Annotated in this window: 16 protein-coding genes; 3 read left to right on the top strand and 13 right to left on the bottom strand. The window is 70.5% G+C overall.

Annotated features, from left to right (window positions below; translation table 11 throughout):
* Nucleotides 1-21: 21 nt before the first annotated feature.
* The 7 genes from FNF32_RS00280 to FNF32_RS00310 form a co-directional block, all read right to left on the bottom strand.
* On the bottom strand, nt 22-603 hold the full coding sequence (locus FNF32_RS00280) for a GNAT family N-acetyltransferase (protein ID WP_131673554.1): 582 nt from the start codon (nt 601-603) through the stop codon (nt 22-24).
* 108 nt (nt 604-711) lie between these two features.
* The gene (gene rpmA, locus FNF32_RS00285) at nt 712-981 is read right to left on the bottom strand and encodes a 50S ribosomal protein L27 (RefSeq protein ID WP_131673555.1); all 270 of its coding nucleotides are present in this window, start codon (nt 979-981) and stop codon (nt 712-714) included.
* A 13-nt stretch (nt 982-994) separates the two neighbouring features.
* Nucleotides 995-1,408, bottom strand: coding sequence for a 50S ribosomal protein L21 (rplU, locus tag FNF32_RS00290; RefSeq protein ID WP_131673599.1), 414 nt, complete (start codon nt 1,406-1,408; stop codon nt 995-997).
* A 207-nt stretch (nt 1,409-1,615) separates the two neighbouring features.
* On the bottom strand, nt 1,616-3,436 hold the full coding sequence (locus tag FNF32_RS00295; protein WP_131673556.1) for an ABC-F family ATP-binding cassette domain-containing protein: 1,821 nt from the start codon (nt 3,434-3,436) through the stop codon (nt 1,616-1,618).
* A 371-nt stretch (nt 3,437-3,807) separates the two neighbouring features.
* Entirely contained in the window at nt 3,808-4,848 is a 1,041-nt protein-coding gene (locus tag FNF32_RS00300; protein ID WP_131673557.1) for a GGDEF domain-containing protein, read from the bottom strand.
* Nucleotides 4,845-5,435: a heme NO-binding domain-containing protein gene (locus FNF32_RS00305; RefSeq protein WP_131673558.1), complete on the bottom strand. Its 591-nt coding sequence runs from the start codon at nt 5,433-5,435 to the stop codon at nt 4,845-4,847. The genes FNF32_RS00300 and FNF32_RS00305 overlap by 4 nt, the downstream gene beginning before the upstream one ends.
* A 50-nt stretch (nt 5,436-5,485) precedes the next feature.
* A complete protein-coding gene (locus FNF32_RS00310; protein ID WP_246087610.1) occupies nt 5,486-5,773 on the bottom strand; it encodes a DUF3572 family protein in 288 nt (95 codons plus the stop codon).
* 85 nt (nt 5,774-5,858) lie between these two features.
* Between FNF32_RS00310 and FNF32_RS00315 the strand changes: the two genes are divergently transcribed.
* From FNF32_RS00315 to FNF32_RS00325, 3 genes are all read left to right on the top strand, one after another.
* Nucleotides 5,859-7,274 carry a diguanylate cyclase domain-containing protein gene (locus tag FNF32_RS00315; RefSeq protein ID WP_131673559.1) on the top strand — a complete coding sequence of 472 codons (1,416 nt, stop codon included), beginning with the start codon at nt 5,859-5,861 and terminating at the stop codon, nt 7,272-7,274.
* Nucleotides 7,275-7,566: 292 nt separating this feature from the next.
* On the top strand, nt 7,567-7,971 hold the full coding sequence (locus tag FNF32_RS00320; RefSeq protein WP_246087611.1) for a DUF983 domain-containing protein: 405 nt from the start codon (nt 7,567-7,569) through the stop codon (nt 7,969-7,971).
* Entirely contained in the window at nt 7,968-8,654 is a 687-nt protein-coding gene (locus FNF32_RS00325) for an NUDIX hydrolase (protein WP_131673561.1), read from the top strand. Before FNF32_RS00320 ends, FNF32_RS00325 begins: the two co-directional genes overlap by 4 nt.
* A gap of 25 nt (nt 8,655-8,679) precedes the next feature.
* Here the strand turns inward: FNF32_RS00325 and FNF32_RS00330 are convergent, their stop codons facing one another.
* The 6 genes from FNF32_RS00330 to FNF32_RS00355 all read right to left on the bottom strand — a co-directional run bounded on the left by FNF32_RS00330 (nt 8,680) and on the right by FNF32_RS00355 (nt 13,657).
* Nucleotides 8,680-9,141 carry a cytochrome c-type biogenesis protein gene (locus FNF32_RS00330; RefSeq protein ID WP_131673562.1) on the bottom strand — a complete coding sequence of 154 codons (462 nt, stop codon included), beginning with the start codon at nt 9,139-9,141 and terminating at the stop codon, nt 8,680-8,682.
* On the bottom strand, nt 9,138-11,096 hold the full coding sequence (locus FNF32_RS00335; RefSeq protein ID WP_131673563.1) for a heme lyase CcmF/NrfE family subunit: 1,959 nt from the start codon (nt 11,094-11,096) through the stop codon (nt 9,138-9,140). The genes FNF32_RS00330 and FNF32_RS00335 overlap by 4 nt, the downstream gene beginning before the upstream one ends.
* 102 nt (nt 11,097-11,198) lie before the next feature.
* Nucleotides 11,199-11,693: a holin family protein gene (locus tag FNF32_RS00340; protein WP_131673564.1), complete on the bottom strand. Its 495-nt coding sequence runs from the start codon at nt 11,691-11,693 to the stop codon at nt 11,199-11,201.
* Nucleotides 11,684-12,295 (bottom strand): holin-associated N-acetylmuramidase, encoded by a 612-nt coding sequence (locus FNF32_RS00345; protein ID WP_131673565.1) that lies wholly within the window; start codon nt 12,293-12,295, stop codon nt 11,684-11,686. Before FNF32_RS00345 ends, FNF32_RS00340 begins: the two co-directional genes overlap by 10 nt.
* 81 nt (nt 12,296-12,376) lie before the next feature.
* The gene (ccmE, locus tag FNF32_RS00350; protein ID WP_131673566.1) at nt 12,377-12,826 is read right to left on the bottom strand and encodes a cytochrome c maturation protein CcmE; all 450 of its coding nucleotides are present in this window, start codon (nt 12,824-12,826) and stop codon (nt 12,377-12,379) included.
* An 18-nt stretch (nt 12,827-12,844) separates the two neighbouring features.
* Complete coding sequence (locus FNF32_RS00355) at nt 12,845-13,657, bottom strand: glutamate racemase (protein WP_131673567.1); 813 nt, start codon at nt 13,655-13,657, stop codon at nt 12,845-12,847.
* Between the last annotated feature and the right edge of the window lie 38 nt (nt 13,658-13,695).

Raw genomic sequence — 13,695 nt, forward strand, 5'->3', positions numbered from 1 at the left:
AAGGCGCAGGCGCGGCGCGGGTCAGCGCATACGCCGTAGATAGGTCCAGGTCGGCACTCGCGCGCCGCGCGCGACCGACCAGCTTTCCGCGTCGCCCAGATAGGCGAAGCCGCAGTTCGTCAGCACCTTGGCCGATCCGGGATTGTCCTGAAACGCCTCGGCGAACAGCGTCCGCGCATCGTGCGGATTGGCCGCGACCAGCGCCTGCACGGCCTCGGTCGCGAATCCCGTGTTCCAGAACCCCGCGCCGATCCAGAAGCCCAGTTCGGACTGCTCGTCCTCGAGCCGGGTCAGCGACACGACCCCCACCATCTCGCACTGGTCCGAGGTCGAGCCGTCGATCGCCCACACATCCTCGTCGCGACCCGCGTCCATCGCGCGCTCGACGTAGCCCTGTGCCGCGCCGGGGGGCAGCGGGTGCGGGATCGCGCGCGTGCCTTCGGCCAGACGGCGGTCGGCGGTGTAATGCGCGATCAGCCCCGCATCCGACACCCGCAACGGACGCAGCGTGAACCGACCCGCCTGGATGGTGGGCTGGTCCGCGCCCTTGTGCGCGGCAGGGGTAAGCGGGGCGGCGTGACGGGCGAGCGCTAGATCGGCCATCGATGATCCTGTTGGTGAACGAACCCCCAAGGGGCGTGTCGGCGGAACCGGGAAATGAGCAGGGGGACCGGCCGAGCCGATCCCCCTGCCCTTCGGTGTGCGGTTGCCTTACTGGGCGGCCTGCGCGGCGGGCTGCACGGAAATGAACGTGCGGCCCTTCAGGCCCTTCTTGAAGGTCACGTGACCATCGACCAGCGCGAACAGCGTGTGGTCCTTGCCCATGCCGACATTGGCCCCCGGCCACCATTGCGTGCCGCGCTGGCGGACGATGATGTTGCCGGCGATCGCGGCCTGGCCGCCGAACAGCTTGACGCCGAGACGACGACCGGCGGAGTCGCGACCGTTGCGGGAAGAACCGCCTGCTTTCTTGTGTGCCATGGTTCAGCGCTCCTTATGCGGTGGTGACGGCTGCGGCGGCAGTGCCGCCGTTCACGCCCGCGGCATAGGCGCGCCGCGCGATCCGGGCACCCGTCGCCGCCTTGACGTCGGACGAATCGGCGCCGGATTCCAGCAGGTCGGTGACGCGCAGCAGCGTCAGCTGCTGGCGATGCCCGCGGGTGCGCTGCGACGAGTGCTTCCGGCGGCGCTTGTGGTAGGTGATGACCTTGTCGGCCTTGATGGTGTCGATGACCTCGGCCACCACGCCGGCGCCGGACACCATGGGCGCACCGATGGTGCTGCCGATCATCAGGATATCGTTGAACTGGACCTTGTCGCCGGCTTCGGCGTCCAGCTTCTCGACGCGCAGCACGTCACCGGCCTGAACCCGGTACTGCTTGCCGCCCGTCTTGAGGACTGCGAACATCGTGTCTTCTTTCATCTGCCGCGTCCTGTGGCCCCCGGTCGGAAACCGGATGTTTCGGGCCAAAGCCCGCCGTCAGACAGCGCACCCCTTGTGCGGGATGTGTGGAAACAAAAGTCAGGCCACGGGCGAAGCCCCGGCCGGACGCGGCCTCTATGCCCCAATCGCGCGGCCAAGTCAAACGAAACGAACGCGCCGGCCGCGGGTCTGTCAGGCGTCGTCGCGCTCGGCCAGCGCCAGCCATTCGTCCTCTGCCGAGGCCAGCGCGCGCTGGCGTTCGGACAGCGCCTCGGTCGCCTTGGCGAACTTGGCGGGCTGGGCGGAATAAAGCTGCGGATCGGCCAGGAACTCGCCCAGCTTCGCGATCTCGGCCTCAAGCCGGGCCAGTTCGCCCGGCAGCGTCTCGAGCCGGTGCCGTTCGGTGAAGGACAGCTTCGCGGCCCGCGATTTAGCGGGCGCCGCTGCCGCTGCGGCCGATCCGGTCGCCGTGCGCACGGCCACCGACGCCTGCGGCCCCGCGTCGTCCTGCCGCTGCGCAAGATAGTCGGTCCAGCCGCCGGCATAGGTCGTGGCACGCCCGTCGCCTTCCATCGCGATGGTGGTGTCGGCCACGCGGTCGATGAAGTCGCGGTCGTGGCTCACCAGCAGCACGGTCCCGTCGTAGTCGCCCAGAATGTCCTGCAGCAGGTCCAGCGTCTCGATATCAAGATCGTTGGTCGGCTCGTCCAGCACCAGCAGGTTCGACGGCTTCGCCATGATCCGCGCCAGCAGCAGGCGCGCCTTTTCGCCGCCCGACAGGCTGCCCACCGGTGCCCGCACCTGCGCGTCGTCGAACAGGAAATCCTTGAGGTATCCCACGACATGCCGGGGCTGGCCGCGCACCATCACCTGGTCGGCGCGCCCGCCCACGCGCATCTCGGGATCGCCGGTCAGCGATTCCCAAAGGCTGACGTTTTCATCCAGCGCCGAGCGGTTCTGGTCGAAGACCGCGATCTGCAGGTTGGTGCCGTGAACGACGGTGCCGGTGTCGGGCGCAATCTCGCCCGTGAGCATGCGGATCAGCGTCGTCTTGCCCGCGCCGTTCGGGCCCACAAAGGCGATCCGGTCGCCGCGCTGCACGCGCAGGTCGAACGGGCGCAGGATCATCCGGTCGCCGAACGACTTCGAGATGTCGCGGGCCTCGATCACCCGCTTGCCCGACTGCACGCCGCTGTCGAAGGCCATCGCGGCCGTCCCTTGCCGCCGGATCTGGGACGAGCGTTCCTGCCGCAGCGCCGCCAGCGCGCGGACCCGGCCCTGGTTGCGCTTGCGCCGGGCGCTGATGCCCTCGACCGCCCAACGCCCCTCGGCCTTGATCTTGCGGTCGAGCTTGTGGCGCGCCTCGTCCTCGGCGGCCCAGGTCGCCTCGCGCCAGTCCTCGAACGCCTCAAACCCCTTGTCCTGCCGGCGCACCTCGCCGCGGTCGATCCACAGCGTGGAGCGCGCGAGCGCGCGCAGGAAGGCGCGGTCGTGGCTGATGAGGACGAAGGCCGCGCGGGTCTCGGCCAGCTGCCGTTCTAGCCAGCCGATCGCCTGGATGTCGAGATGGTTGGTCGGCTCGTCGAGCAGCATCAGGTCGGGCGCCTGCGCCAGCAGCCGCGCGAGCGCCGCCCGCCTGCGTTCGCCGCCCGAGGCGGTGGCGACCGGCCGGTGCGGATCGAACTTCAGCCCCTCGGCCGCGACATCGACAAGGTAATCCTCGCCCGGTGCGAGCCCGGCGGCGGCGAACTCGCCCAGCGTCGCGAAGCCCGACAGGTCGGGGTCCTGTTCCATGTAGCCGACACTGGTGCCCGCGGGCGTCACGACCTCCCCCCGGTCGGCCTCGACCAGGCCCGCCATGACCTTCATCAGGGTGGACTTGCCCGACCCGTTGCGCCCGACAAGCGCCAGCCGGTCGCCCTGCTGGACGGTGAGGGACAGCCCGTCGAAGACGGGGTTACCGCCGAAGGTAAGGGAAATGTCGGAGAGTTGCAGAAGAGGTGCGCGCGCCATGACGCGCCGCCTATCCTGCCCGGCGAAGGTCGTCAACGCGGGGCGGGTGCGGTGGGTCGGCCGCGCGCGCGTCAGAGGTGGATGGATGAGGTGGATGCCTGGGACGAGGAGCCTTGCCGAGGCGGCACTTGCCTGCTGCCAGCACGAAGGACACCCGTAGAATACGACGAGCTGGTCACGAACCGCTTTCCGCGAAGGTCGACGTCTCAGGCGTCGTCGGGTGCCTCAGGTCGGAAGGTGCCGCTTGTCACGCAGGATCGACCGGGCCCGTCAGTCCGCAGAAGCTGCGACCAAACAGACAGCAAGCGCCCGGCCTCCCCCGGCCAAGCTGCAGGTCGCCGCGAGACCCGCCTGCGTGCCCAACCTGCCCCTCACCCAGCCTCGTCCGCAAAGGCCACCCTGCCCCGCCCGGCCACCTTGGCCGCGTACAGCGCCCGGTCCGCGTCGCCCATCATCCGCGCCGCGTCGGGCGCGTCGTAGCTCGTCGACATCGCCACGCCGAGGCTCGCCGACACGCGGCAGGACACGTCGTTAAGCACCACCGGCTCCTCGATCCGGCGCACGATCCGGCGGCCCAGCCGCCGCAGCGCCGTGCGATCGACCAGCCCGGGCATGACCAGCAGGAACTCGTCGCCGCCCATGCGCGCCACGCTGTCGTCCGCCCGCGTGACCTGACGCAGTTTCAGCGCGGTGACCCGCAGCATGTCGTCGCCGGCCGCGTGCCCGTGGGTGTCGTTGATGCCCTTGAACAGGTCGAGGTCGAGATGGATCAGGCTGAAGGGCAAGCCCGGCATGTTGCGGAACCCCGCCGCCGCCTGGACCGCCAGCCCGATCGCGACCTCGGCGCCGCGCCGGTTGTGAAGCCCGGTCAGCGGATCGGTGAAGGATTCGACCTCGGCCGCCCGCCGCGCTTCCTCGAGCCGCAGGTTCGAGCGGGAAAGTTCGGCGAGCATCGCCCCGTTCGCCTCGTGCAGAAACAGCATCTCCATGGCGAGTTCCGCGCCCGCGAAATCCTGATCGGTCAGGCCGAAGCGCGCGACCGCCTCCGCAAGCCCGATCCCGAAGCCCAGGTTGATCACGACGCCCCCGCCCGGCGTCCGCATCGCGTCGCCGCGCAACGTCACGGCGGGGCGTTCGCGCAGCCGCAGAAACAGGCGGCCTTCGTCGGGAAGGTCGGGGGACGGGCTGCCATCGCGCGCGGCGCGCAACGGCTCGAACGCGGCGGCGAAGCTGCCCGCGTCGCCGATCAGCTTGCGGATCGTCCGACCCGCATCCGAGATCCGCCCGTCGGGATGCAGGTGAACCGCCATCGGCAGCAGCGCCCAGGGCGCCGCAAGGGCGCCGCCCGGCGGCACCGCCGCGTTGACCGGCAGCCCTGCGACCGCGGACCCCTCGGGCCCGGCAAAACTCATGCCGCGACCTCGCCCGCGAGGCCGGAGCCGCCCGCAACCAGCGCGAAGCTGCGGCCGCTGGCGAACCGGCGCTCCGGCACCTCGACGACGATGCGGTGCCCCGGCCCCGTCGTGATCAGCGCCAGCGCCCCATAGTCATCCGCCATCTGCCGCAGGATACCGGCCATAGCGCAGATCCACAGCCGATGCCCGCCCGGAAGGGTAATGCAGAACGCATCGCTCCACGTTTCGGACACCCGAAGCGGCGGCAGACCCAGGCCGCGCACGACCATCTCGGCCCGCCCCGGGAGCTGGTCGAGCGATTGCAGGAACTCGCCGTAGTCGCGCCCGCCGAAACGCAGAAGCCTTCGTATCGCCTCGACCTGGGCGAGCCAGGCGCCGGCATCCTCGGCAAGATCGCTCGGGCGAACGGCCACCCGCCGCGCCGCGCGCGCGATCAGCCGCGCCGTGACCGCGTCGGGCTGCGCGCGCCAGGAATGGAACCCTTGCGCGTCGACGCCGCAGGCGACCGCGACCTCGCGCCAGACCCCCTCGCCATAGCGCGCGCGCAGGAACTCCTCGACGAAACGATTGACCAGACCGTGCATGACCGACTCCTTCAAGGGCGCATGCTTGGCACGGAAGGCTGAAGAAATCGTCAATGCCGCCGCAGCGGCGCCACCTGCCCCGCCTCGAGCGCTGCGCGGGCATAGGCAATGCGTTCCGGCCTCAGCCCCGAGGCGCGGGCGAAATCCAGCAGGCGCTGGTCGCTTTCGCACAGGAAATCCAGGATCGCCGCCGCGAACTCGGTCCGGTAGGCGGCCGCGCGCAGATCCTGCGCCTGAAGTCCGCTGGCGGCCATCAGCTCTGCCAGAAGGTCGGGATTCGCGGCGAAATGCATGATCGCCGCCTCGGTCATCCCGGACAGTTCAGCGTGCGAGATCATGTGGACCGTCTGTGCGCATCGAAACGCTTTGTTAAGCTTTGTCCTCCAGAGTGCTGAAACGAGGCGTGGAAGTAAAGGGAAGCGCATGGGCGACTGCATCCTTGTCCTGGACGGCGCGGCGACCAGCCGGATCACGATGAAGGTGCGTCTGTCGGGCGCCTGCTACGAGGTCGCGACCGCGCCGTCGCTGGACGAGGCGCTGTCGGCGCTGCGACGCGGGACGCCGCAGATGATCCTGGTGGGCGGTGCCGCGGGCGACATGCCGGTCGTCGTGTGCTGCGCGCGGCTTGCGGCCGAGACGATGGGGACGATCCCGATCATCGCGATCACCGAACCCCAGGACCGGGTGCGGGCGCTGCGCGCGGGCGCGTCGGCGGCGATTGACCGGCCGGTGGACGAACCGCTGCTGCTCGCCCGCATCCGCGGGCTTCTGCGCGACGCGCAGGGCATGGCCGTGCCGGTCGGACCGGCCGATGGCGCGGCCCTGCAGCCGATGGGGATGGCCGAGGCGGCGGCCGCATTCATCGGCCCTGAGGGGGCCAAAGACGCGGACCTGCGCGGGGCGTCGATCGTGCTGGTGGGGCAGCCGGGGGCCGGGTCGCTGATGTGGCGGCGCGCTGTGCAGGCGCGGCTGAACCTGGCAGTTCAGTTCTGCGAGCCCGAGCGGGCGCTGTCGGACGCGGCGCAGGGGCGCGCGGCCGATCTTTACCTGATCGCGGGCGGCGCCGGCGCGGCGGGCCTGCAACTGCTCTCCGAACTTCGCTCGCGCCCCGCCTCGCGCGAGGCGTCGTTCCTGATGCTGCTGCCGCGCGACCGGGCCGATCTGACCGCGGTGGCGCTGGATCTTGGCGCCAACGACGTGCTGTCGGACCCGCCCGATCCCGCGCACGAGGAAGAGGTCGCGTTGCGGATCGCGGCACAGCTGCGCCGCAAGCTCGCGGCCGACAGGTCGCGGCAGGCGGCGGCGCGGGATCGCAGGCTCGCCTGGTCCGACCCCCTGACCGAGCTGCCCAACCGCCGGCACTTCCTCGCCCGCATGGCCGAGCTCGGGACGGCCGGCATCGGCGCGGCGGTCGTGGCGCTCGACATCGACCGCTTCAAGCGGGTCAACGACCTGCACGGCCACGCGGCGGGCGACGAGGTGCTGCGCGTGGTCGCGCGCCGGATGCAGGCGGTGCTGCCCGAAAGCGCGCTGCTGGCGCGCGTCGGCGGAGAAGAGTTCCTGGCGGTGCTGCCGCGCGGCGGCGACCGGGCCGGGGCCGAGATGGCCGACCGGCTGCGCGCGGCGGTATCGGGCTCGCCAGTCCCGCTGCCCGACTGCGCCGGGGGCGGCGCGCTGAGCGTCACCGTCTCGGCCGGGATCGCCGTCGATCAGGGCGGCATGTGCGCGAGCGCGGCGGGGATCGAGCTGCTTCTTGCGCGGGCCGACGGCGCGATGATGCAGGCAAAGCTGTCCGGCCGCGACCGATCGGTCCGACACGGGGCGCCCGTTGCGGCCTGACGGGCGCAGTTTCCGGCGCTGACTTGCACCGCGCGGCAGGCTCCGGTCGATAGCCCGGCTGCGGCACGCGGTCGCGCGTTGCGGGCGCCGTGCGCCCGGCGCCTTTCAACCCCGGTCACGCGCGCGTATATCTTGGCGGATCAGATCGCCCGAAGGATTTCAGATGCACGCCGCCGCGCCCCGATCCGTTTCCGACATCCCTCCGGCCGGCGCTTCCCTGCCCGTCCGCGACCTGCGTCAGGGAATGGTCCGGGGCGCGCGCGGGCGTTGCCCCGCCTGCGGCGACGGGGCGATGTTCGCAAGCTTCCTCAAGGTCAGCCCCGCCTGCGCGTCCTGCGGCGAGGATCTGAGCGCGCAGCGGGCCGACGACGGGCCGGCCTACCTCACGGTGCTGATCGTCTCGCACCTGGTGGGGCCGCTTCTGCTTGTCGTCTACATGGCGTGGCAGCCTGCGCCGATGGTCATGGTCACGGGCTTCTGCGCGGCGGCGACCCTGCTTTCGCTGCTGATGCTGCCCCGGATCAAGGGCGGCATGGTCGGGTTCCAGTGGGCAAAGCGCATGCACGGGTTCGGAGACGGCGACCCGGGCGCGCCCGACTACGACGCGCGGACGTTCAACACGCGGGACTTCGACGCAAGATCCCCTGCGGCACGACCAGTGGACGCGCAGGCCGCAACGCCGTCGCCGCGTCCGTGACCGATCCTGCCGCGATCCGCGACGCGGCGAGCGTCCTCGTCATCGACCGGGCTGGTCCCCAAGGGCCTGCGGTCCTGATGGGGATGCGCGGCGAGACGGCGGCGTTCATGCCGTCGAAATACGTCTTTCCGGGGGGTGCGGTCGATCAGGGCGACGCCGCAATCGTCTGCGCCACGCCGGGGCCCGGCTGCCTTGCCCGGCTCGACGCGCATCTGCGCACCGATGCCGCCGCGCGCGGCCCCGCCATCGCCGCCGCCGCGCTGCGCGAACTGGCCGAGGAAACCGGCCTCATGGTCGGCAGGCCCGGCCATGCGGCCGTCAACTGGCCCGAATACGCACAAGCGGCGCTGGTGCCCGACGCGTCGGCGCTGATCTACGTCTTTCGCGCGATCACGCCGCCCGGCCGCCCGCGCCGGTTCGACGCCCGGTTCTTCGTGATCGACGCGGAAAATCTGCACGGCGACCGCAACGACTTCTCGCGCGCCTCGGACGAGCTGTCGCACCTGCACTGGGTCGCGCTCGGCGAAGCGCGGCGGCTGAACCTTCCCTTCATCACCGAGGTCGTGCTGGCCGAGGTTCAGGCGCTGGTTGCCGCCGCCGGGGACGGACCGCTGCGCGCGCCCGAAAGCGTGCCGTTCTTCGACAACGAGGGCCCGACGCCCGGCTTCCAGCGCATCGACTGACGCGATCCGCGCCTGGCAAGCCGTCCTACATGTCGTCGTCGCGCATGATCCGGTCCAGCCGGGCGCTTTCCTCGGCCGACAGGCTGTCGGGTGACGTGGCGGCCGGTCGCTGGCGGACGAAGGCCCATGCGATCAGCAACCCCAGCAGCGCCATCGCCGGGCCAGCCAGCCACAGGATCACGGTGCTGCCCGTCGCGGGCGGATCGAACAGCACGAACTCGCCAAACCGGTCCGTCACCGCGTCGATCACGGCGTCGTCGTCGTCGCCCGCGACCAGACGCTCGCGCACGTAAAGCCGCAGGTCGCGGCTGATCGGCGCGTTCGATTCGTCGATGTTCTCGCCCTGGCAGACCGGGCAGCGCAGGTCCCTGGAGATCGCGCGCGCCCGCGCCTCAAGCTCCGCGTCGGGCAGAACCTCGTCGGGCTGCACCGCTAGCGCGGGCGTGGCCGCGAGCATCGCGGCCAGCAGGACCGCCGCGGCCCTCATTCGGCGGGGACCGCGCGCGCCACGCCGCGGCGCGCGGTGGCGGCGACGCGGTAGCGCCGGTCGGTCAGGCTCGCCAAGCCGCCAAGCGCCATCATCGCGCAGCCCGACCAGATCCAGGCGGCGAACGGCTTGACGTAGCTGCGCACCGCCCAGCCGCCGCCCTTCTGCGGATCGCCGATCACCAGGTAGATGTCGCGAAACACCCCGCTTGTGATCGCGGCCTCGGTCGTGGGCATCGCCTGCACGGGATAGACCCGCTTTTCGGGGTGCAGGACGGCGACCTGCCGACCCCCCCGCTCGACCAGCATCGTCGCGATGGTCGCGGTATAGTTCGGCCCCTCGACCTCATCGACCGCCTGCAGCGTCACGTCGTAATCCGCGATCCGCATCCGGTCGCCGATATTCGCCACGCGGATATCCTCGACCTGCCAGGCCATCAGCAGGCTGACGCCGATGAAGGTGATGCCCAGGCCCGCATGGGCCAGCGCCCGGCCCCAGTCCGCGCCCGGCAGCCGGCCGAGCCGCGCAGGCGTTCCGCCCGCACGCGTCCACAGGTCCACGGCCGACCCGGCGACAAGCCACGCGCCGAGCGCCGCGCCCACGACGGCCAGCGCCGATTTTCCGGTCGATACCGCGAACACCGCCGCTGCGACCGCGACCGCCAGCACCAGCGCGGGCCTGAGCGTGGCAACCGCGCGCCCCATCCGGCCGCGCTTCCACGGCAGGATCGTCCCGATCGGCAGCGCGATGGCCAGCACGATCATGAATGGCGTGAACGCCTTTTCAAAGAACGGCGGGCCGACCGACAGCTTTCGCCCGGCCGCGAATTCAGCCACCAGCGGCCACAGCGTGCCCACGAACACCACGAACGCGGCCACCGCGAGCAGCAGGTTGTTGAGCAGCAGCGCCCCTTCGCGCGACACCGGCGAGAACACCGTCCGCGTCGTCATCGCGCCCGCGCGCGCCGCAAACAGCGTCAGCGCCCCGCCCACGAACACCGCGAGAATCCCCAGGATGAACACCCCGCGCGCGGGATCGGTGGCGAAGCTGTGGACCGATGTCAGCACGCCCGAGCGGACGATGAACGTCCCCGTGAGCGACAGCCCGAACGCCATGATCGCGAGCAGGATCGTCCACGCCTTCATCGTCTCGCGCTTTTCGACCACCACCGCCGAGTGCAGCAGCGCGCCCGCCAGCAGCCACGGCATGAAGGATGCGTTCTCGACCGGGTCCCAGAACCAGAACCCGCCCCAGCCGAGTTCGTAATAGGCCCACCACGATCCCAGCGCGATCCCGACCGTCAGGAACATCCACGCGGCCAGCGTCCAGGGCCGCACCCAGCGCGCCCATGCCGCGTCCACCCGCCCCTCGATCAGGGCGGCGACGGCAAAGCTGAACGACATGCTCAGGCCGACATAGCCGAGGTAGAGAAAGGGTGGATGGAACGCGAGGCCCGGGTCCTGCAGCAGCGGGTTCAGGTCGCGCCCGTCAAACGGGGGCACGTCCAGCCGCAGGAACGGGTTCGACGTGAACAGGATGAAGGCGATGAACGCGGACCCGATCGACGCCTGCACCGACAGGACGCGGGCGCGCAGCCGGGGCGGAAGATTGTCGCCAAAGACCGCCGCCGCCGCCCCGAACAGCGCCAGGATCAGCACCCACAGCAGCATCGAGCCTTCGTGGTTTCCCCAGACGCCGCTGACCTTGTAGATCATCGGCTTGGCCGAGTGGCTGTTCTCGTAGACCAGCGCGACCGAGAAGTCCGAGGTGACGAACGCCACCGTCAGCGCCGCAAAGGCGATCCCCAGCAGCCCGAACTGCGCCATCGCGGCGGGGCGCGCGCTTTCCATCCAGGGCGCGCGGTCGCGCGCGGCGCCGATCATCGGCACGATCATCTGGAACAGCGCCACGCCGAGCGACAGGACGAGGGCGAAGTGACCCAGCTCGGCAATCATGTCGCGACCCCGCAAAAACCCTGCAAGCGCGCACAATAAGGCGCGGGGCCGGTGCGAACCAGCCCCGTGCGCGGGTCATATCGTCACGCTGTCGTGGCGGGGTCAGCGTTCCGCCGCCCAGTCCCTGAGCGCGGCGTTGTCGGCGAAGTCGGCGGCAGGCGCGCCGGTCGTGGTCGTCGTGACCTTTCCGCGCGGCCAGACCCGGCCCCGGAAATAATGCGCCTCGCGCGCGCCGAAGTAGAAGCTGACGATGGCGCCCATCAGCCACCACAGCGGCTCGGGCACGAGGGCAAGCCCCTCCATCCGCATCGAGAAGCCCGCGGGCTCGGCCATCGCATAGACGAACAGCCCGATCGTCCCCAGGGTCAGCAGCGGGCGCGGCAGGCGGTTCAGCCCGTTGACCATCGCGTCGAAATGGCTGTCGCCCGCCGACACGAACTCCTGCCCGTGCTCGGACATGGCGCGGGCATAGGCTTCCTCGTCCAGCTCCATCCGGCGGGTGGCGTTGGGGGTGAACACCTCGGACAGCTGGCCCGCGGCGTTGCCCACGGCGGCTATGGCGGGGCCGGCCCCGATCACGCGGTCGATCATGCCCATGCGGCGGTCCTTTCCTGATGCTCGACGGCGGTCAGGCGGTAACGGGGGGACACGAACGCCTCGGCCCGGGTGATCCAGCCGCCCTTTCCGCCGGCGCGTGTGCGGGCGTACTTGCGGCTTGCCGGGCGGGCGTCGGCGATGGCGTAGTAATAGTTGCGCCGCGCGATCCCGTAGGCGTCGGCCAGGTGGCGCGGCGCGACCTCGGCCGCGCCCCTGACTGCGGCGACGGTCTTTGGCCCGACGATGCCGTCGTCGGCGCAGGGAAAGCCCATCCGCGCCACCAGCCGTTGCAGGATCTTCACCGCGTTGGCACCCGAGTTCACGTACATGTCGAACACGGCGGGCTGGATCGTCGGCGGAAGCTGGTCCAGCTTCGGTCCGCGAAAGAAATGTTCGACGAAGATGCGGGCCGCCTGTGCCCGGGTCAGCAGCTTCAGGTCGTCGGTCCCCGTCCTGCCGTCGCCGTTCAGGTCGATCCCCAGCCGCCTGAGCGTGCCGAAGGTGACGCCATACTTGGTGGCCCCGCCCGGATCGTCGGGGTCGTTGACGAAGCCTCCTTCGCGCGCGACGATCTCGGCCGCGATCTGATCCACTGTCTGCATCCCTGCCCCCGCATGTCGGTTCAAGGGCAAGGCTCGCGCGGGGCGGTTAACCCGGGCTTAACCGACCGTGCGTTGCGGCAATCAGGAGGTCGGTTCCTCGTACACGCCCTGCGCCTTCAGCGTGTCGATGACCTCGCGCGGCATGTAGTTCTCGTCGTGCTTGGCCAGCAGCGAATCGGCCCGGAACACGCCGTCGCGGTAATAGCCCTTTGCGATCGTGCCGGAGTTTTCAGTGAACAGGTCCGGCCGCGGGTCGGCGCCGACGTAGCTGACGGGAATGTCCTGCGCGCCGTCGGTCACGACGAAATCGAACGCCACCCCGCCACGGTTCACGATCGAGCCGGTCTTCACCAGCCCGCCAAGCTGAAAATACTCGGTCTCGCGCGGCGTGTCGGCCACGACCTGCGCGGGCGAGCGATAGAGGCTGATCCCGTCGCGGAAGCCATAACCGATCAGCACGGCCGACAGCAGCAGCAGCGCGGCGGCTGCGGCGACAAGCTGGATGCGGCGTTTCTTCTTGAGCGACTTCATGGCTTTGCCGGTTCTTCCTCAGGCTGCCTCGAACCGGATCGGGGCGCGCAGGAACTGCGTGGCCTTCGATCCCACCCGGGCCGGGTCGCCGCTGGTCAGGAACAGCGAGCGAGCGCCGGTGCCCAAATAATCGGGCCTGCGGGCCAGATAATCCTCAAGGCTCGCGGCGACCAGATCGGCCTGAGAAAAAAGCTTCACGCCGGGGCCCAGCGCGTCCTGGAACACGCGCGCCATCAGCGGGTAATGGGTGCAGCCCAGCACCGCCGCCTGCGGGTGCGGCATCCGGCGTTTCAGCGCCTCGACATGGCTGCGGACCAGCGCCTCGGCCAGGATCTCGTCGCCATCCTCGATCGCATCGACAAGGCCGCCGCAGGGCTGCGCCTCGACATCGACGCCGATCGCGCGGAACGCCAGTTCGCGCTGGAACGCCCGGCTGGCGACGGTCGCGGGCGTCGCGAACAGGGCCACGTGCTTGACCGCGACCTCGCGCGGGGGGCTGTTGTCGCCCCAATGCCGCTCGGTCAGCGCCTCGATCAGCGGCACGAACACGCCCAGGACCCGCTTGCCCTCGGGCAGCCAGCTTTCCTGCATCCGGCGCAGCGCGGCGGCGCTGGCGGTGTTGCAGGCGAGGATCACAAGGTCGCAGCCTTCGTCCCACAGCCGCTCGGTCGCGGCGCAGGTCAGGCGGAAGATGTCGTCGGGCGTGCGGGTGCCGTAGGGGGCGTTTGCGTTGTCGCCCAGATAGACCAGCGGCAGGTCGGGCATCCGGGCGGCGATGGCCTGGTGCACCGTCAGCCCGCCCAGCCCCGAATCGAATACGCCGACCGCCATCGCAGTGTCCCCGGTTGAAATCCGCCGCTTGGTTTAGA

Origin of the sequence: Paracoccus marinus (assembly GCF_007018965.1) — a bacterium.
Classification (GTDB): domain Bacteria; phylum Pseudomonadota; class Alphaproteobacteria; order Rhodobacterales; family Rhodobacteraceae; genus Paracoccus; species Paracoccus marinus.